Below are 18246 nucleotides of genomic sequence, written 5' to 3'. Positions count from 1 at the left end.
CTGGTCAGCCGCGGTAGTAGTCGGCCAGCGCAGTGAAGGCGGCCTTGGGTTCCCACGGCATGTCCGGATACGTGTCGCCGTTGCGGTCTTCGAGAACCTTGACGATGCCGAGACTGGCCAGGTCGAGGTCGTGGCGAGGGTCGTCGGGGCGGTGCGGGAAGGTGTCGAGCGCGAAGAGATACACAAAGGTGCTGTCAACGCCTTCGGCCTCAAAGATCTCCAGCAACTCGCGTAGGTAGGTGGCCTGGCCAGCCTCGTCGCGGACGTAGTCCCCATTCAGCCCAACCGGGCGCCCGGTCTTGTCATACTCGACGATCTCCATACTGCGCGGTGCGACGTCGCCGGCGCCCCGCCAGGTAGCCGTGCCGAAACCGGTGATCGCGACCGGTTTTCCCTGCGCGACAAGGTTGCGCACGCCTTCCCGGAATTGGTTGGCCACCTCGGCAGACCGGATGAGTTCGACCGACATGAAGTCGAAGAGGGTCCAGTCGACGCGCTCGAACGGTATGCAGGCATAGGTGATCTTCCCCCGAAAACACTCGCATACCGCCCTGACGGCTTCGCCGAGAAGGTCGTTGAGGCGGGCACTCGCCTCGGCGAGCCGCTCGGCCCGGCCATCGGGCTGGCTCAACAGCAGGCCGAGCCGCTCTTCCACGTTGTCACCGGGAAAGAACCCCCGGTTCATGATGCTCAACTCGACACCGGTAACGAACACGACGTCGGCTCCCGCCTTACGGACCCGCTCCGCCCGCTGCGCGCAGTCGGCGAACAGCGACAGGATCTCCGTGGTCGTCAGTTCCAGCGGATAGGGCGAGAACCAGACCTCCAGCCCGAGCTCGGCGGCGCAGCGGGCAGCCAGTTCCAGCCGCTCCGGATCGCCACCGACGACGTGAACGGCATTGCAGTGCAGGTCATCACGGATGATGGCCAGCTCCCGCCTGACCACGTCGAGATCGAAGCGCTCACGAGAGATCACGCCGTTACGAACAAAACCGGTGTCGTACGCGATGCCCTTGGCACGCATGGGTTTGGTCCTTCCTGTCGGTATCCGACGGCCCGACACTAGAACCTAAAGTGCGCGCGCGCAAGTTTGCGTGGACGCACTTTAACTGGCATACTTGGACGGTGACGACACGACGGACGGGGCTGCGCGAGCAGAAGAAGCAGGCCACCAGGGAGGCGTTGCGCGAGGCGGCCCTGCGGCTGGCCCTGGAGCGTGGACTGGAGAACGTGCGCGTCGACGACATCGCCGAGGCAGCCGGGGTCTCGCCGAGGACCTACAACAACTACTTCTCCAGTCGCGAACAGGCAATTGTCGCCGCCGTCACCGCCGAACGAGAGGCACGAGTCGCGGCGGCGGTCGCTGCCCGGCCCGCCGCCGGCCTCGCCGACGCCGTGGTCGAGGCGATCGTGGAGCAGTACACCGACCCGGGAGAGAACCATCGCGATGCGCTGCTGATGATCACCGCCCGCCCCGCGCTGCGCGACGCGTTCGTCGACACCGCCGGCGCGGTCGAACACCCCCTCGCCGGCGCGATCGCCCAACGCCTCGGCGACACCGACCCGCACACCCCCCGTGTGCTCGCGGCGAGCGTGGCCGCCGCGATTCGGGTCGCACTCCACCAATGGGTACAGCCGAGGACCGCGTCTCCCACGACCAGCGGGCTCGTCGTGCCATCCGGCTCGCTACCCGACCTGCTCCGCAGCGCACTCGCACCACTCGCACCCGCACTCGACGCGGCCGAACAACGAGCACAACAACACTCGCCTCAGTGACTCGGAAAGCGCCCCCGGTGAAGCCGAATGCAAACAACACGACCGTCTCCAGCACGAAGGGCCCCACGAAGCCAGCGCGGGAAACGATCACTCGTCCTGCGGGAAGCGATCCTTACGCCGTCTCTCCGCCCCAGGCCAAACCCACTCGTGAACACTCCACCCAGGGCCGTTATTGAGACGGCCGGACTGAAGTTGACGGGATCCCGTCTGATCTTGGTGATCGGGCGGGATCTCGTCGTTTCAGGGGTTTCCGAACCGGCCTAGGAGCACGAGCGCATCACCGTACTCCTGGAGGCCCTTTCCTGTGGGGATCCGCCGAAGGCACGGGCCGAGATCGAACGGCTCGTCGATGAGCTTGAAGCGCACCTGACGTATGAGGAGGAGCCACTGATCCCGATTCTCGACCGCCTGAAGTCCGAGGATGCGCGGCAGCTGGGGCGGAGGACGCTCGTGGTGTCGGGCCGCTGGGAGACGTGAGAGATCGGCCGCTGGGCTGCGGTGCCCATCTCTCGTGCATGGGCGGGCGTGGTCAGGCGGGGATCGCAGTCACCAGGCCGCCATCGATGACGAGGTCTTGGCCGTTGATGTAGGACGCCTCTGAGGAGGCCAGGAACGTCACCGCCGCGGCGACCTCCTCTGCCCGGCCGAATCGGCCGGCCGCCACCCTGCCAGTGATGGCCGTCGCCTCTGTCTCGCTCAACGCCGCGGCCGGGTACATCGGCGTGTCGATGTACCCCGGGCTGATGGAGTTGACGCGGATTCCACGCGGCGCGAGTTCCGCCGCCAAGGTACGAGCCAGGTTGTGCGCGGCAGCCTTGGTGGCCGAATAGAGCGTGAGAATGCCGTTGCCGCGATGCAGGGTCCAGGAGGCGTTGATGATGATGGAGCCGCCATCGGCCAACAGCGGCAGCGCCTTCTGGATCGTGAAGAACACGCCTTTGACGTTCACGCCGATGGTCTGATCGAAGTCGGCTTCGGTGATGTCGGCGAAGGGCGCGAACGTGCCCACGCCGGCGTTGGCGAAGACGATGTCCAGCCGGCCGTACCGAGTCTTGATCATGTCCATGAGGGCCACCAGATCGTTGAGGTCGGCCGCGTCCGCCACCACGCCGAGGGCGTGCGAGCCGAGCATGGCTGCGGCCTGGTCCACACGCCGCTGGGTGCGGCCGGTGACGATCACGTGGGCGCCTTCGGCGACGAGGCGGTGTGCGGTGGCCAGGCCCATGCCGCTCGTGCCACCGGTGATCAACGCGGTCTTGTCGATGAAGCGCATTATGTGAGTGCTCCGGAAAGTCGGTCGGCGGCCGCTGGCAGCCAGTCGGGGCGGGCGTTGCCGAGCAGGTGGTCGCCGTGAGGGATGTGCAAGTACTGTCCGCGTGGCGCCAGGCGGGCGAGGGGTTCGCCGTTGGTCACGCCGGGGATGAGGTCCCGGCCGCCGTCCACCACCATGAGAGGGCAGGTGATGCGCGGAGCGAGGGTAGACAGGTCCACCTGGCGGGCGAAGTGGCGGGCGGCTTCCTCTCCTCCGGCGCGCTGGATGAGAATCTCCTGTACGGGGGGCGGCAGGGTGTCCCAATCCAGGCGGAAGGGACCGCTGACGGTGACCGCGGCCGCGACGCGCGGTTCATGGGCGGCGCTTTCGGCCACGTAGTAGCCGCCGAGGCTGAGCCCGACCAGTCCCACGCTCTCCACGCCGAGTGCGTCGATGACCCGGCCGATCACCCGGTGGTAGTCCGCAGTGACCGTGGAGGTGGCCGCGAGCGCGCCCTGGCCCGGCCCGTCCATGGCGAATACGGCCAGACCCCGGCGCAGCAAAGCGGTGGTCACGTCGTGGAACTCCTCCTTGCTGGAGTCCAGCCCAGGCACCACCACGGCCGTGGCCGCCGCGTCGGCCGGGCCGCGCAGCCAGCCGGCGAAGCCCGATCCCTCGATCCGGCGCGCGCCAGGCTCCAGCAGTTGCAGGGCGCGGCCCATGGCGGCGTCGGCTTTCGCGGCGGCGAGTGCGTGTTCAGGATTCGGCCCCAGGGTGGCGACGTGGAACCAGCGCGCTGCGACCTGACAGTGCTCGCCCGCGGAAATTGCCGTGCCCGCCTGCTCGGCGCGCGCAAGGTGTCCGTGTGCGGCGCGCATCAAGACCTCGCCCCATTGGCCCAGGTCGGCCAGCTCACCGGTGACCCGCTGGTATTCGTGCGGGTCCAGCCCGGCTCCCGTGGCCCGCGTCAGGTTGGCGGCGGCGAAGTCGACAGCGTTCATCGTGGTGCTCCGATCGTCAGGGCGGCGTTGCCGCGGATCCGGCGTTCCCGCAGGTCGACCAGCACATCGGCGGTCTGGCTCCAATCGGCGGTACGGCCGATCTCCGGGTGAAGCCGCCCGCCGGACATCAGACGTACCAAGGTGGCCAGATCGGGACCGTATGGCGCGCCCGCATAGTGGAAGTGCCGGATCACGGCGTTCTCCGGCCCGGCGAGCAGGTCGAAGAAGTTCATCGTCGCCGGGGTACGGCTGGCCTGGCCGAACCAGACCAGCGTGCCGCCGGGGACCAGCCTGGCCAGCGCGGTCGCGAGTGCGTTTCCGCCGGTGGACTCCAGCGCCACGTCGAACGGCCCGCCCGCGTCGGCCACGTCGTGCACGATCGCCGCAGCACCCAGCTCGCGCAGGCGTGCACCACGCTCCACAGTGGCGGTGACCGCACTCACCTCCGCCCCGGCCGCGGCCGCCATCTCGGTGAAGTAATGGCCCACCCCGCCAGAGGCGCCGGTGACCAGCACCCGCCTGCCCGCCAGGGCGCCGACCGTACGGATCAATCGAAGCGCGGTGATCCCGGCCAGCGGCAGCGCGGCCGCCTGGACGGCGCTGATCTCATCGGGCAGCACGGCCAGCGAGTGAGTGGGCACGGCCACGTACTCGGCCCAGCCGCCCATCGGCGGATGGCCCACCACGCGGGTGCCGGCCGACGGGCCTGAGCCGTCGGCGGCGGCCTGGACTACCAGGCCGGCGACGTCCTTGCCGGGCAGCAGGCCGGGTTTAGGCTCTTCCAGAAGGAATGTCTCACCTCGGTTCGGGGAGAAGGCCTCGACCTTGATCAGCGCATCCCCTGCAGTGGGTACGGGCTGAACGTCCTGGGCGAACTCCACCGGACGCACTGGGTCTCTCGTGGGGATCAATCTTCGCATGCAGCCATGAAACCGGCGTACGAGCCGCGGGATCCAACAACGTACGGGACAAGCCGACAACCACCGGTTGTCGCCTAAGGTGAAAGACGTGGACCTCGACCTGGCGCAGGTGCGCGCGTTCGTCCTGGCCGCCGAGGAGCTGCACTTCGGTCACGCGGCCGAGGAACTGTCGATCTCCCAGCAGGCGCTGTCCAAGCGGATCGCCCGCCTGGAGTCCATGCTCGGCAGGCGCCTCTTCGAACGTGGTGGCCACGGGGTACGGCTCACCGAGGCCGGGCAACATTTCCTGGAGCCTGCCCGACAGGCCTTGGCCGCCGCCGACCTGGCCGTGGCGACGGTGCTGGATGCGTACCGTCCGCTTCGGATCGACGTGTGGGGCCACCTGTATGCGCCCATGCGCACGCTGGCGCAAGTGGCGTCCCACGAGCCACGGCTGGAACTCGGGCATGGCCGTGACCTTCCTGCGGTGGCAGCCGCGCTGCTTCACGGCGCGATCGACGCCGCCTTCGGCCGCGTTCACGCGCCTCTGCCCGCCGGGCTGACGCATCGCCTGGTGCGACTGGAGCCGGTGGATGCGATCCTCAGCGTCGACCATCCACTGGCGCACGCTCCGGCCATCCGGCCCGAGCAACTGCACGACGGAGTGCTCTGGACCCCGGGGCCGCTCCAGCGGCTGGACTTCCTACACCGCTTCGCCGAGCACTTCGGCATCCGCGATCAGGCCGAGGGCACCAATCTGGGGCTGGACCACTTCCTGGCGGATCTGGCAGCCGATCCGCGCCGCTTCTGCCTGCTGCCCGCGGACGTGCCGCTCCCATCCGGCCCTGCGATCCGCTCGGTCCCGCTGGTGGACCCGACACCCCTGTACGCCTGGTCATTGCTGTGGCGTGACAACGGCGGCCATCCACTGCTGGAAGCCTTGACGAGCGCCTTCACGGCGCAGGCGAAGCGCAACCGCTGGCTGGAATACGATCCCACCCGCGATTGGCTTCCCGAGCATCATCCCTCACCGCCGCGGAATCGTCCCGACCCAGGCCATTGAGCCCCAGGGATCCGCATTGCTGTCGTGCGGCCTCCTCGGCCCGGTCCAGCTTCGTCAGCAGCGACGTCACCACCGCCATCACTCAAAGGCATACCTGCAACTCCACGCTGTAGGCGGCAATGGCATCGCTGACCCTGAAGACTGCAAGATGATCTCCGGCGAAAGGACGCCAAGATCGGCGCAGGCGTATGCCGCTGCGGGCGGTCGTTAAAGAAGACGCTCCATCCACAGCGAACTGATGTACTGACCGTTCTTGACGGCGTACTCGTGGAACGTCCCGACCTCTGTGAAGCCGAACTTCCGGTGCAACGCGACCGATGCATCGTTGGGCATGGCGATGCCTACGACCGCCACATGGATCGGCTCATCGGCAATGCTTTCAAACAGCGCCCGATACAGCGACGTTCCCACCCCCAAGCCCCGGCAACCGGCATCGATCGCGACGCTGAGCTCAACCGTCTCCCGGAAGGCATCGTGATCCCGGTAACGCTGACTGCAGGCATAGCCCGCCACCTGACCATCTCGTCGAGCCACGAGCAGTCGGTAAGGGCCGGTGGAGGAGAACCGTTCGAACCAGGCGCGCCGCTCATCCACTGTGATCGGCCGGGAGTCGAAAGACGCGATCGAGGTCGCCGACACGTCGTTGAGGAGAGCGACAATTCCGACAAGATCAGCCTCATCTCCGATAGCAACCTCAACCGGACCTGAACCATCAAGCGTGCGCACATCGTTCATGAGTCACATTCTGATCAAAGCGGGGCTGCCTCGCTACCGCCGGAGTTCAGCCCGCCCGCACACCATGAACGAGAAGGCCACGGGACTGCTCACCTCACGCAGTTACCGTTCTCCGTGTGATCAGTCAGGGCAGAATCTCGACGTACCCGTCGGTTCCGTGCACGCGGATCCGCTGCCCATCGGGGATCAGTCGGGTGGCGTCTACCACACCGACGACGGCCGGCAATCCGTACTCGCGTGCGATCACTGCGCCGTGAGTCATCAATCCTCCGACCTCCGTCACTAAGCCTGCGATGGCGACGAAGACGGGCGTCCAGCTGGGGTCCGTGTGGGCCGTGACGAGGATGTCGCCCGGTTCGAGGTCGGCCCGTGCCATGTCCAGGATGACGCGGGCCCGGCCTTCGACGGTCCCGGCGGAGACCGGTAGGCCGATCAGCGCGCCGGCCGGCATATCGTCGCGTCGGTACGTCCCAGAGATGACCTCGCCATCTGACGTGAGCACCCGGGGCGGCGTGAGTGCTTGATACGACCTGAACGCGTCCTTGCGCAGGCCGATGAGCTGGTCATCCACGCGGTTCGTGCGCACGACGTCGTGGAGCTCCTGGAACGTGAGGTAGAAGATGTCTTCCTTCTCACGAAGTACGTGGGCCTGCACGAGGCGCTCGGCTTCTTCCACCAAGGCCTGCTTGTACACGAAGTAGCGGCTGACCATGCCGTACTTCGGATACTCCCGGTACCCGATGAAGGTCCGGACCCGGTCGATCATCCGCTTCGTCTCTTCGGCCTTGCGCTGCCCGTCCGGCAGGGCACGCAAGCGCTCCAGCAGCTCCTGCTCCTTCTTCCATGCCTCCTGCCGCCCTTGCTCGAAGCGCCGCTCGCCGGCTCCCGGCTCGAAGTTCTTGATGTTGCCGAGGATCATGGGCACGAGCGTGGAGGGGCGTTCACTCCAACGCGGCCGCGTGATGTCGATCTCGCCGACGCAGCGCATGCCGTACTTGTCGAGCCAGGCCTCGATGGCGTCTCGCGCTTCCCGTCCGCCCGCGAGCTTGGGCAGCTCGTCCAGGAAACCCTCGTCCTCGATGTGCTGCAGAAACGCCACCACGTCCGGATGCGGTCGGATCACGTCAGCCACGCCCAGGAGCGCCAGCCCCATCTCTGACGTGACGTTGTGGGGCACGGACTGCGTGAGCGTGTCCGCCGCGTTCTTCTCGCCCAGCCACGCCTCCAGCTGCTCGTTGAGCCACCACGTGGCCTCCATCGCCGACATGAACACCTGATGGCTCTGCGGATCGAACAAGATCCGCCTCAGCTCCTGGATGTCCGCCCGAATGAAGTCGAGCAGCGCCTCTCCGGACTTCGTCCGGATGTCGCGCTCCGACGCGGCGATGGATGCCTCGCTGAGCCCGATCAGCTCGGTGACGATGGCCGGATCGGTCTCGATAGGGGCGGCCGGCGCGCCGCCAGCCAGTGGCCCGGGGGGACCCTCGTCAGGGAGCGGCCGGATGAAGCCGTCGCGCTCGAGAACGGTCTGCAGCGCGTCCGCGATCAGCGGATCGGATCTCCCCGCGAGCTCCAGGAAGCTGGCGCGGCTTGTCGGCGAGGCCAGCCTTTGGGTGACGTCGACGAACAGGCGGCCGCCGGCCTCGGCTATGGGCGCGGGGGTCGTCATCTGCCAGAAGGAGAGCCCCAGGGGCTTCATAGCGTCGGTCATCATCTGCTGATGGCCGACGGAGATGTAGACGTGGTTTTCCCGGTCGCCGGACTCGGGGATGGGGAACAGCGTGGTGATCGGCCGGCTCTGGACGATCTGGAAGCCGTCGTCGACCAGGCACCATTCGATGTCCTGGGGGCGGCCGAAGTGCGCTTCGATCCGCCGGCCGAGCTGCGCGAGCCGCACGACCTGCGAATCCGTCAGCGCCGGCTGCTCCTGCCGCTCCGGGTCGATCGCCTGTTCCTGCGTCCCGCCCGCCGGCGAGGCGTGGATGGCGAGCTGCTTGGCGCCGACCGCCTTGGCGACGACCTCGCCGTCGCGCACCTTGTAGACGTCCGCGTTCACCAGGCCGGAGACCAGGGCCTCGCCGAGGCCGAAGCCGGCCTCTATGGAGACGACCCTTCGGTTGGACGTGACGGGGTCGGCTGTGAACAGGATGCCGGCCGCCTGCGGGAAGACCATCTGCTGCACGACCACGGCCATGTGGACCGTACGGTGGTCGATGCCGTTCCGCTGGCGGTAGGTCACGGCCCGCTCGGTGAACAGCGAGGCCCAGCATCGGCTGACGTGCTGGAGGATCGCGGCCGGGCCCACGACGTTCAGGTACGTGTCCTGCTGGCCGGCGAAGGAGGCCGTCGGCAAGTCCTCTGCCGTCGCGCTGGATCGGACGGCGTAGGCGGCTTGCTCGCCGAGCTGGGCGAGAGCGCGAGTGATCGCCGCCGCGAGATCGCCCGGGATGGCGACCCCTTCGAGGGCCCGGCGGATCTCCGCGCTGAGCGTGCGGATCGCCTCCCGGTCGTCCGGGTTCAGGCGCGACAACTGATCGAGCCGATCTTCGATCGACGGCGCTTCCGCCATGATCCGCCGGAAGGCGTTCGTCGTCACGCAAAAGCCGGCCGGCACGCGGATGCCGTCGATCCGCGACAGCCCGCCCAGGTGCGCGCCCTTGCCGCCGACGACCGCGACCTGCGTTTCGTCAACCTCTTGAAGACCCAACACGTACTGCTCGATCATCGCGATCCCTCCGAGGCAGCCGCGCTCCGTTGCCCTGCACCGGCCGGTCGAATCACCGGCGTCTCGAGAACAACACACGCACGTCGTGCCCCCATGTCTTCGTCCGTTGTTGGTCCGGCCGACGATTCTGCAGCACGACCCGGGTCTTGCGGCAAGCCCCCCAGTCCGCTATACGGTGAAAATGGCAAGGAGTGAGATCTCCTTGCCTTGCTTTTCGGGTCGTCCGCGCGGACTGACGCCCTTCTCGCGAAGCGGCGGCCCCCCGCGTACGCGGGGGCGACATCGTCCGGGCTGAACGGGCCCATGAAGTCGCTGGCCTGCATCGTTGTAGCGGTGCGAGGGTGAGCTGACCGGACGAGGCGGGTTTCTCCCAGGGATGACGCAGGTCTTCGGTCAGGCGGCGAGCGCAGCTGAGAAGTTGATCAGGGCGTGGTTGACCATTACCGCGTGTATCTGCGGATGCGGTAGCACAGCCCGGACGTCGAGGACTGCCAGCCTCTGTCCTCGGCGACTTTCCACCTCGGGTCCGGTATCGGGGCGTAGGTGTCGCCGTCCACCGTCGTGTCGACTTCAGTCACCCAGAGCGTCGTGGCATATGGCAGGGCCGCACGGTAAATTTCCCCGCCGCCGATCACCCATGCCGCAGCAGAGGCGGCCGGGTCCAACGGCTCGGTTGCGAGTTCCAGGGCCCTGGCGATGGACCCGGCACGTTCCGCGCCTTCGGCCGCCCAATGCGGATCGCGAGTCACCACGATGTTGCGCCTGCCGGATAGCGGGCGGAATCGCGAAGGCAGCGAATCCCACGTTTTGCGCCCCATCACCACTGAATGGCCGAGGGTGGTCGCCTTGAAATGCGCCATGTCCTCAGGCAGTCGCCACGGAATCGCGTTATCCGCGCCGATCACACCGTCGAGGGTCTGCGCCCAGATCAGCCCGACGTTCACACCGCGACCGGGGCTTTGATGGCCGGGTGGTGCTGGTAGCCGAGCACTTCCACATCGGAGTAGGCGTAGTCGAAAAGCGAGTCGGCTCGGCGCAGACGCAGCTCTGGGAACTCGAACGGCGTACGCGAGAGCTGCTCGGTCACCTGCTTGACGTGGTTGTCGTAGATGTGGCAGTCGCCGCCGGTCCAGATGAAGTCGCCCGGCTCGAGGCCGACCTGCTGCGCCACCATGTGCGTGAGCAGGGCGTAGCTGGCGATGTTGAACGGCACACCGAGGAACAGGTCCGCGCTGCGCTGGTACAACTGGCAGGAGAGCTTGCCGTCGGCGACGTAGAACTGGAAGAAGGCGTGACATGGCGCGAGTGCCATCTTGTTCAGCTCGGCGACGTTCCAGGCGGAGACGATCATCCGGCGGGAGTCCGGGTCGCGGCGCAGAGTGTCGAGAACGTCGCTGATCTGGTCGATGTGCCTGCCGTCCGGGGTGGGCCAGGCGCGCCACTGCACGCCGTAGACCGGGCCGAGTTCGCCGTTCGCGTCGGCCCATTCGTCCCAGATGGTGACGCCGTGTTCATGCAGCCAGCCGACGTTCGAGTCGCCGCGCAGGAACCACAGCAGCTCGTACACGATGGACCTGAGGTGCACCTTTTTGGTGGTGACCAGCGGGAACCCCTGTGAGAGGTCGTAGCGTAGTTGGTGCCCGAAGACACTTCGGGTGCCGGTGCCTGTCCGATCGGCTTTGGCCGTCCCAGAGGTGAGTACCAGCCGCAACAGGTCTTCGTACTGAGTATCCGCCACGGCCGTCGAGTCTAGTGGCCATCCACAAGCGGGCATGCGCCGACATCCACGTCCGTCGCGCTCAGCGTGCGAAGCCGATCGACCTCCGCCGGAACGGCGTCCGCGAACGCCTCGGCATTTCCTGTGAAAACCCCGTCCTCACCAAGAACGCGCTGTACGAGGCGGGCCCGCTGCCGCCGACGACATGAGCCGCACAACGGCCATTCCCGGCTTGCGTCCCCGTCCGACCTCCTGCTCTTCAACAAGGCCGCGCTGATGTACGGCTACCACATGCGGAAGCTGACCGGCCTTTACGACGCCGGCGAAGACCTCAGGGCCGCAGCAAGGCCGAGCATCAGGAGCAGTTCCGGCGCATGTACCTGAAGGTCGAATGTCTGGGCGGCGCCTTCATCCAGAGCGTCTGGCCGATCAAGGGCAGGACCACCGAGGATTGGAACAAGGTCCTGGGATACGTCTGGGACGACAACGTCAAGCATTGGATCCGTGCCGGTTTCTGCACCGGCGACCCGGGATCCTGCAACACATGGGTGGCGCACTCGTCGAAGGTGGCTTAAGAGCTGCTTACGCAATGAGGTGAGGCGTCGCCAGCAGATGACGTCGAACGCTACGTCCGGGTGTTGCACTATAGGAAGATTGTCGGTATATATCGATCGCATGAAGAACAGATCGATGCAGGAACCGACGTTCCTGATCCTCACGGCCCTGGCGGCCGGGCCACAGCACGGCTACGGCATCATCACCGACGTCCTGAAGATCTCCGGTGAGCGGGTGCGCCTGCGCGCCGGCACCTTGTACGCCGCGCTCGACCGGCTCCAGGGCGAGCAGTTGATTGAGACCGACCGCGAGGAGGTCGTGGACGGCCGGGCCCGGCGTTACTACCGGCTCACCATCGAGGGCGCGGCCCGGCTGTCGGCCGAGGCCGAACGGCTGCGCCGGAACGCCGACACCGCCACCGCGCGGCTGGGCCGCAGCCCGGCCGCTGCGCAGCCGTCCCTCGGCGGCGCCTCGTGACCGCGCTGGAACGGCGCTACCGCCGGTTGCTGACCTGGTACCCGAAGGACCACCGGGCGCGGCACGAGGAGGAGATGCTCGCCGTGCTGCTGGCGGCCTCGGCTCCGGGCCAAAGTCGCCCGTCCGGGCGGGACGCGTTCGATCTGGTGCGCGGCGGCCTGGCGATCCGGCTGCGCCGGGTTGCGCCGCCCGGGTCGCGGCGGCACTGGCGGGCCGCCGTCGACCTGGCCGCCCTCCTCGCCCCTCTCACGCTGTTCGGCGCCGGCCTGTCTCGCGCTGCCGCGCTCGCTGGCCGGTTAGCCTTCGACCAGGCCCTCCCGGTGCTCGTCTATGCGCTGCCGTCCGGGCTGGTCTTTCTGCTGGCGTGGCTGGGGCGGCGATGGGCAGCGATCGCCTGCGCGTGGGCCATGGCGGCGTTGTCCGCGGCCACGATGATGGCCCGGCTGCTGTCCCTGCCCGAAGGGACCAGAGTAGTGGGCGACGTGCTTCTCGTCTCGGGGCGGCCGTTGATCGCTGCCAACATGCTGCTGGCGGCCCTCCCGGCGTGCGTCTGCGCGGCGATGCTGACCCTCGCGCCGTCGCCCGGCCCCGGCCCTGTTGGGTCCCGGCGGCTGCTGGCCTGGGCGGGCGGGGTGCTGGCCGCGTGCGTCGTGGGCGCCCTGCTGCCCGAGGCCTTCGGGGCCGTCCTGATGCTGGCCGCCCTCGGTACGGTGGCGGTGCTGGCACTGCGCTCCCCTGTGGGCCGCCGGACGGCTGCCATCCTGACGCCGTTCCTCGTCGTCGATGTCATGCCGTCGTGGTTCACCGATCTGGCGAGTCTGACGGCGGTCTCCGTCGCGACGGCGGCGCTGCTGGGCCTCACGGCGTGGCTGGCCCGCACCGCGGAACCCGCCTGACGCCCGCTACCGGCACCAGCCACCCACTACCGCCACCGCCGCGGACTCACCTGCACATCCACACCCTCCGGGCGACGAACGATCAATTCTTGGCTGCGAGCAGCACGGTGAGACGCTCGGCCGGGGTTTCCCGGCCGAGCGTCTTTCTCGGTCTGAAGTTCAATTCAGCAGCGACGCGTCGAGCTCAACGCGGGTGTGGTGCCCTTGGGGAAGCGCTGGCGCAGCAGGCCGTTGGTGTTCTCGTTGGAGCCGCGCCGCCACGGGCTCGCCGGAACGCCGTAGTAGACGGGGCATGTCGGCGGCGATGGGTGCGGCCGGTGCGCAGTGCCCGGGTCAGCTCACGGCGCAGCTCGCCGCGGCCTCGGACGTAGAGGGCCTGGTAGATGGTCTCGTGGCCCACATGCATCTCCGCCCGCTCGGGGAAGCTCTTGCGCCGGCTCTGACAGATCTGCTCCGGACTCCAGCGCTCACGACGGCGCGGGCCTGGGCCGCGTGCGGCCGGTACTGGCCGTTGCCAGGGTGCCGGTTGCGGCGAATCTCCCGGCTGATGGTGAAGGGCGCGCGGCCAAGCTCTCGCGCGATCTCCAGGCACGCCGGCCCGGCGTGGCTCATCGCCGGGATCGCCGGGATCGCCGGGATCGGCGGGTTAGGGCAACACACCATAGATTCGCGGGCCCGCCTCCATCTATAAGGGTGAGACCGAGGAGAGCCCTTGAACCCCGACCAGCAGCGAGATTTCACCGAGTTCGTCGTCGGCCGCTCCGACAGCCTGATCAGGCTCGCCTACGTGCTGACCAACGACCAGCACGCCGCCGAGGACCTGCTGCAGACGGCGCTGGCCAAGACGGCCAGACACTGGCGGCGGATCCGTGACAATCCGGAGGCGTACGTGCGCCGGATCATGTACCACGAACAGGTCGGCCGCTGGCGAAGCCGGCGCTGGGATCGCGAGAGCGTGGTCCCAGCACCCCCTGACCGGGCCGCGGATGACCGGACCCACGAGGTCGAGACCCGCATCACCCTGGCCCAGGCGCTGCGGATCCTGCCGGCCCGGAAAAGAGCGGTCTTGGTGCTGCGTTACTACGAGGACCTCTCGGAGTCCGAAGTCGCCAAGATCATGGGCTGCTCGGTAGGGACCGTGCGCAGCCAGACCCACCAAGCCGTCACCCGGCTACGCGAGCTCATTGGCGAAACCGTCACCCTGGAGGCATGAGATGACGATCGACGAACAGCAGATCGCCGAGGAACTGCGGCTGATGGCGGACGAGGCCAGGCCCGTTGACGTGCTCGGCTACGCCAGCCGGGCGCGGACCGTCTCGCTGCGACGCCGGCGTCTGTCCTGGTCGCTGGCCGGGCTCGCGGCGGCCGCTTCGGTCATCGCGACGGTGATCGCGGTTCCCTCCGGCGGCTCCGGCCCGGACACCGCGGCGAAGGTGATGAGACTGCCGGACAACACCCCTGAGCAGTTGCGACTCGTACGCGAATGCATGCCTCAAGGAGGTCCCGTCCACAACATGGACGGCAATCGGGGCATCCCGGAGCACGGGACGGTCAAGGACTTCCGGCTGCTGGTGGACTACCAGGACAAGGGCGGGACGACCGCCCTGGTCGGGAGCCAGTCCGGCTTCGTGCTGTGCACACCGACCGAGCAGACGGATTTCGCGGAGCGAGCGGTCTTCACTTACTGGGGGTTCATGTCTCCGGGAAATATCACGGGCTTTTCAGGTGATCTCCAGGTGGACGCCTACACCTCGCACACGCATTCGTACGCGGTGGGGCCGGAGCGAATTCAGAAGGACGACATCTACCGGGTCGTCGTCGGCCGGGTCGGTGCCGGTGTGCGGCGGGTCGAAATCGACTGGGCGGACGGGCGGCGTACCGATGCGCGTGTGGCCGACGGTTTCTTCATCGCCCGGGTGCTGGGGAAGGTGATCAGGGATCGCCAGGATGGCGACTACGAGCCGCCTACGATCTTGGAATCCCCGCCGGTCACGGTGACCGCGTACGGACCACAGGGTCAGGTTCTGAAGCAGGAGAAGAGCGTGGCTTTCGGCCCGTTGGGCCGGGGAAGCGGCTACTGACCTGGTGCCGAGTTCTGTGACAGCCTGGGGCGGTGACCGCAAAGACCGCAGTGGTCGGCACCGGCAACGCCACACCCGTTCTCACGCTGTGTCCGGGGCGGTGGTCACGATCGACCGTCTCATGGCGGAGCACTGGCAGGAGCCGCCCGCAATAGCCGCACTGGCCGCGACCTGTGTGAGCAAGGGATATCGTGCGACACCATGATCGATGCCGTAGCATCGGCCCTCATGAGCATTCCTCGCATACGGCCGCCCTTCGTCACCGATGAGCGCACCCAGCTGGTCGGCTGGCTCGACATGCAGCGTGCGATCGTCCAGTGGAAGTGCGAAGGGTTGTCGGACGAGGACGCCTACCGGCCGGTGCTGCCCGCCTCGCCGCTCATGACCATGGCGGGCCTGGTATCGCACCTGCGCTGGACCGAGCATTGCTGGTTCGAGGTGCTCTTCTTGGGCCGCCCCGCCGACGGCAACCCGCAGTTCGACGAGAGCGTGGAGGACGCCGACATGCGGGTGGAGGGCGTCCCGCTGGCGCAGCTCCTCGACGAGTACGAGCGCCAGTGCCAGATCTCGAACGAGATCGTCGCCACGCACTCGCTGGACGACGTGGGCAAGCACCCCGACTACCGCTCGGCCGCCGCGAGCCTGCGCTGGATGTTGATCCACATGGTCGAAGAGACCGGCCGGCACGCTGGCCATTTGGACATCGTCAGGGAACTGGTCGACGGCGAGAAGGGCTACTACTGACCGCCTGGCCACTGTGCGCCTCAACTGGCGACCAGTCGATATGATCATCCCGTGATGAGGGCAGCATGCCCCGGACCGGCCTGCATCCGCCGAAAGTCACAGCGCCGCATCCGGCTGGACGGACGCAAGCCCGAGGCTGCCCAGCACGATCCTGCCTGCGCGCCACCTTGTAGGCCCCACTTCAGCCGCCCGTCGAGGACTTCCCCGAGGTCACCGATCACTCGCGGGAGGCAAGCGTGCTCACCACCGCTCCCAGTGCAGGACCTCCTTGCGCGGGATGCGGGGAGCGGGCTTGAAGTCGGTGCCGAGGGTGAAGGCCAGCGGGATGAACGCGGCCAGCATGACCTCCTCGTACGGCACGCCGAGCACCTTGGCCAGTTCGCGTTCGAGCGGTCCCTGCGCGGTGGTCCACACGGTGCCCAGGCCTCGCGCCCGGGCGGCCAGCATGAAACTCCACACCGCCGGCAGGATCGATCCCCACGCCCCCGCCTGCACGGCCGCCGGGGCGCGGTCGGTGCGGCCCTCCACGCCCGGGATGACGAACGCGGGCACCCGATGGATGTTGTCGGCCAGGTGGCGCAGGCCGTCAAAGACCCGCTCGGTGGAGCCGGGGTGGTAGTCCATCCGCCGCACGTCGCGTTCGGTCAGCGGCTGCCCGGTGGCCAGCGGCAGGGCGCGCAGGAAGATATCGGCCACGGCCCGCCGCTGCTCGGGCTCGGTCACGACCATGAAGTGCCAGCGCTGCCGGTTGCGCCCGGTCGGGGCTTGTACGGCCAGGTCCACGCACTGCTCGATCAGCTCGCGCGGCACCGGGCGGGTGAGGTCCAGGCGCTTGCGCACGGCGCGGGTCGTGCTCAGCAGCTCGTCGGGGGTGAGATCCAGCGTCACGATGTGTCTCCTTCAGGCGGTGGGGGCGGGTACAGGTGCGGAGCGGCGGGGGCGCAGGCCGAAGGCGGCGACGAGAGCGCCGATCAGGGAGAAACCGCCCGCGATCAGGAAGGCGATCCGGTATCCGGCCAGCGTGGAGCCGCCCAGCGTCATCATCGACGCCAGCACCGCCACGCCGAGTCCGGCGCCGATCTGCACGGCGGAGGTGACCAGTCCCGAGGCTAGCCCCTGCCGCTCGTCCGGCAGGCCGGAGACGGCGGCGATGTTGAGACTCGGAAAGGACAGCCCATTGCCGATGCCGTGCACGACCAGCGCGGGCAGCAGCACGGTGACGTAGTCGCCGGTGGCCCCGGCCCGCAGGAACAACAGGATGCCCGCGCCCTGGACCAGAATCCCGGCGGCGGCCACCCTCCCTAGGCCCCACCGGCTGATCAGCCGGCCGGCCAGGTTGGCGGCGATGACGATGGCCAGGCCCATCGGGACGATCCCGAGCCCGGTGGCCAGCGCACTGTAGCCAAGCACCTGCTGCAGATACAGGACGGCGACGAACTGCCAGCCGATGGTCGCGCACGCCCAGGCCAGCGCCGCGAGATTGGCGGCGCCCACGGTGCCGGATCTGAACACCTCCAGCGGGACGAGCGGCGCGGACCGCCGGCGCTCGATGAGGACGAAGGCGCCCAGGAGCAGCACGGCCACGACACCGGCCGGCCAGTTCCGCTCCGTCAGCGCGAACACCGCCATCAGCACGCCGCCGGTGACCGCGATCGCGCCGGCGGCGTCGAACCCCTCACGCGCCCCGGGCGGCCGAACGCCGCGTGGCAGCACCAGCGGCGCTGCGGCCAGCACGAGCAAGGCGATCGGGACCGGCAGGAAGAACACCAGCCGCCAGCTGATCTCGGTCAGCAGGCCGGAGGCGATCAGCCCGGCGGTGTAGCCGGTCGCCCCGGCCAGCGCGTAGACGCCCAGCGCCCGGTTACGCTGCGGCCCTTCGGCGAAGGTGGTGGTGATGAGCGACAGCGCCGCCGGGGCGGTGAGCGCGGCCGCCACCCCCTTGATCACCCGGGTGGCCACCAGCGGCCATCCGGCCGACAGGAGCCCGCCGACCAGGCTCGCCGCCGCGAACACCGCCAGCGATAGCAGGAACACCCGGCGGCGGCCGAACAGGTCGGCGATGCGGCCGCCGAGCAGCAGGAAGCCGCCGTAGGCGACCGCGTAGCCGGACATCAGCCACTGCAGGGTGCTCTCCGGCAGCGACAGATCACGCCCGATGGCGGGCAGGGCCACGCCCATCAACGACAGGTCCATCGAATCCAGGAACACCGCGGCGCACAGCAACGCCAGGGCCACCTGTTGGCGGCCGTCGGTTCGGGTCACGATCACTCTCCATCTGCATTGAAACAATTGGCGGACAGACGGTTCGGACCGTATGCCTGCAAA

19 protein-coding genes and 1 pseudogene are annotated in these 18246 nt (G+C 68.2%); 8 read left to right on the top strand and 12 right to left on the bottom strand.

The window, feature by feature from the left end:
• Nucleotides 1-4: 4 nt before the first annotated feature.
• Nucleotides 5-1024 (bottom strand): hypothetical protein, encoded by a 1020-nt coding sequence (locus Q9G87_RS36785; RefSeq protein ID WP_305921181.1) that lies wholly within the window; start codon nt 1022-1024, stop codon nt 5-7.
• Nucleotides 1025-1125: 101 nt separating this feature from the next.
• Here Q9G87_RS36785 and Q9G87_RS36780 point away from each other — a divergent pair, with 101 nt between their 5' ends.
• Nucleotides 1126-1776 carry a TetR/AcrR family transcriptional regulator gene (locus Q9G87_RS36780; RefSeq protein ID WP_305921180.1) on the top strand — a complete coding sequence of 217 codons (651 nt, stop codon included), beginning with the start codon at nt 1126-1128 and terminating at the stop codon, nt 1774-1776.
• A 529-nt stretch (nt 1777-2305) separates the two neighbouring features.
• Here Q9G87_RS36780 and Q9G87_RS36775 read toward each other — a convergent pair.
• The 3 genes from Q9G87_RS36775 to Q9G87_RS36765 are packed head-to-tail and all read right to left on the bottom strand — an operon-like array spanning nt 2306 to nt 4949.
• A complete protein-coding gene (locus tag Q9G87_RS36775; RefSeq protein WP_305921179.1) occupies nt 2306-3049 on the bottom strand; it encodes a glucose 1-dehydrogenase in 744 nt (247 codons plus the stop codon).
• A complete protein-coding gene (locus Q9G87_RS36770; protein ID WP_305921178.1) occupies nt 3049-4029 on the bottom strand; it encodes an alpha/beta hydrolase family protein in 981 nt (326 codons plus the stop codon). Before Q9G87_RS36770 ends, Q9G87_RS36775 begins: the two co-directional genes overlap by 1 nt.
• The gene (locus tag Q9G87_RS36765) at nt 4026-4949 is read right to left on the bottom strand and encodes a zinc-binding dehydrogenase (protein WP_305921177.1); all 924 of its coding nucleotides are present in this window, start codon (nt 4947-4949) and stop codon (nt 4026-4028) included. The genes Q9G87_RS36770 and Q9G87_RS36765 overlap by 4 nt, the downstream gene beginning before the upstream one ends.
• Before the next feature lie 88 nt (nt 4950-5037).
• Here Q9G87_RS36765 and Q9G87_RS36760 point away from each other — a divergent pair, with 88 nt between their 5' ends.
• Complete coding sequence (locus Q9G87_RS36760) at nt 5038-5991, top strand: LysR family transcriptional regulator (protein ID WP_305921176.1); 954 nt, start codon at nt 5038-5040, stop codon at nt 5989-5991.
• Nucleotides 5992-6198: 207 nt separating this feature from the next.
• Here Q9G87_RS36760 and Q9G87_RS36755 read toward each other — a convergent pair whose 3' ends face one another.
• The 4 genes from Q9G87_RS36755 to Q9G87_RS36740 all read right to left on the bottom strand — a co-directional run bounded on the left by Q9G87_RS36755 (nt 6199) and on the right by Q9G87_RS36740 (nt 11189).
• Complete coding sequence (locus Q9G87_RS36755; RefSeq protein WP_305921175.1) at nt 6199-6726, bottom strand: GNAT family N-acetyltransferase; 528 nt, start codon at nt 6724-6726, stop codon at nt 6199-6201.
• A gap of 124 nt (nt 6727-6850) precedes the next feature.
• Nucleotides 6851-9451, bottom strand: coding sequence for a rifamycin-inactivating phosphotransferase (rph, locus tag Q9G87_RS36750; protein WP_305921174.1), 2601 nt, complete (start codon nt 9449-9451; stop codon nt 6851-6853).
• Nucleotides 9452-9891: 440 nt separating this feature from the next.
• Nucleotides 9892-10395, bottom strand: coding sequence for a dihydrofolate reductase (locus Q9G87_RS36745; protein WP_305921173.1), 504 nt, complete (start codon nt 10393-10395; stop codon nt 9892-9894).
• Complete coding sequence (locus Q9G87_RS36740) at nt 10392-11189, bottom strand: thymidylate synthase (protein WP_371825877.1); 798 nt, start codon at nt 11187-11189, stop codon at nt 10392-10394. The genes Q9G87_RS36745 and Q9G87_RS36740 overlap by 4 nt, the downstream gene beginning before the upstream one ends.
• 353 nt (nt 11190-11542) lie before the next feature.
• Here Q9G87_RS36740 and Q9G87_RS36735 point away from each other — a divergent pair, with 353 nt between their 5' ends.
• The 3 genes from Q9G87_RS36735 to Q9G87_RS36725 all read left to right on the top strand — a co-directional run bounded on the left by Q9G87_RS36735 (nt 11543) and on the right by Q9G87_RS36725 (nt 13096).
• On the top strand, nt 11543-11743 hold the full coding sequence (locus Q9G87_RS36735) for a hypothetical protein (RefSeq protein ID WP_305921171.1): 201 nt from the start codon (nt 11543-11545) through the stop codon (nt 11741-11743).
• Between the two features lie 100 nt (nt 11744-11843).
• The gene (locus Q9G87_RS36730; protein WP_305921170.1) at nt 11844-12200 is read left to right on the top strand and encodes a PadR family transcriptional regulator; all 357 of its coding nucleotides are present in this window, start codon (nt 11844-11846) and stop codon (nt 12198-12200) included.
• A complete protein-coding gene (locus Q9G87_RS36725) occupies nt 12197-13096 on the top strand; it encodes a hypothetical protein (RefSeq protein WP_305921169.1) in 900 nt (299 codons plus the stop codon). Before Q9G87_RS36730 ends, Q9G87_RS36725 begins: the two co-directional genes overlap by 4 nt.
• Before the next feature lie 82 nt (nt 13097-13178).
• On the opposite strand, the pseudogene Q9G87_RS61380 reads toward Q9G87_RS36725, so the two are convergent.
• Nucleotides 13179-13383 (bottom strand): annotated as a pseudogene (locus Q9G87_RS61380) (IS30 family transposase); the annotation flags it as partial.
• A gap of 46 nt (nt 13384-13429) precedes the next feature.
• Nucleotides 13430-13708: a helix-turn-helix domain-containing protein gene (locus tag Q9G87_RS60890; protein ID WP_371825876.1), complete on the bottom strand. Its 279-nt coding sequence runs from the start codon at nt 13706-13708 to the stop codon at nt 13430-13432.
• Nucleotides 13709-13808: 100 nt separating this feature from the next.
• Here Q9G87_RS60890 and Q9G87_RS36715 point away from each other — a divergent pair, with 100 nt between their 5' ends.
• From Q9G87_RS36715 to Q9G87_RS36705, 3 genes are all read left to right on the top strand, one after another.
• Nucleotides 13809-14309, top strand: coding sequence for a SigE family RNA polymerase sigma factor (locus Q9G87_RS36715; RefSeq protein ID WP_305921168.1), 501 nt, complete (start codon nt 13809-13811; stop codon nt 14307-14309).
• Between the two features lies 1 nt (nt 14310).
• Nucleotides 14311-15177, top strand: a complete 867-nt coding sequence (locus Q9G87_RS36710; protein WP_305921167.1) for a hypothetical protein — start codon at nt 14311-14313, stop codon at nt 15175-15177.
• A gap of 228 nt (nt 15178-15405) precedes the next feature.
• A complete protein-coding gene (locus Q9G87_RS36705) occupies nt 15406-15921 on the top strand; it encodes a DinB family protein (RefSeq protein WP_305921166.1) in 516 nt (171 codons plus the stop codon).
• 240 nt (nt 15922-16161) lie between these two features.
• Here the strand turns inward: Q9G87_RS36705 and Q9G87_RS36700 are convergent, their stop codons facing one another.
• Nucleotides 16162-16809 carry a nitroreductase family protein gene (locus Q9G87_RS36700; protein WP_305921165.1) on the bottom strand — a complete coding sequence of 216 codons (648 nt, stop codon included), beginning with the start codon at nt 16807-16809 and terminating at the stop codon, nt 16162-16164.
• A gap of 12 nt (nt 16810-16821) precedes the next feature.
• A complete protein-coding gene (locus Q9G87_RS36695) occupies nt 16822-18183 on the bottom strand; it encodes an MFS transporter (RefSeq protein ID WP_305921164.1) in 1362 nt (453 codons plus the stop codon).
• Between the last annotated feature and the right edge of the window lie 63 nt (nt 18184-18246).

The organism is Nonomuraea turcica (assembly GCF_030718205.1).
In the GTDB taxonomy this organism is placed as follows: Bacteria; Actinomycetota; Actinomycetes; order Streptosporangiales; family Streptosporangiaceae; genus Nonomuraea.
Note: the sequence above shows the minus strand (reverse complement) of the source record. Positions and strands in the feature narration are given on the sequence as shown.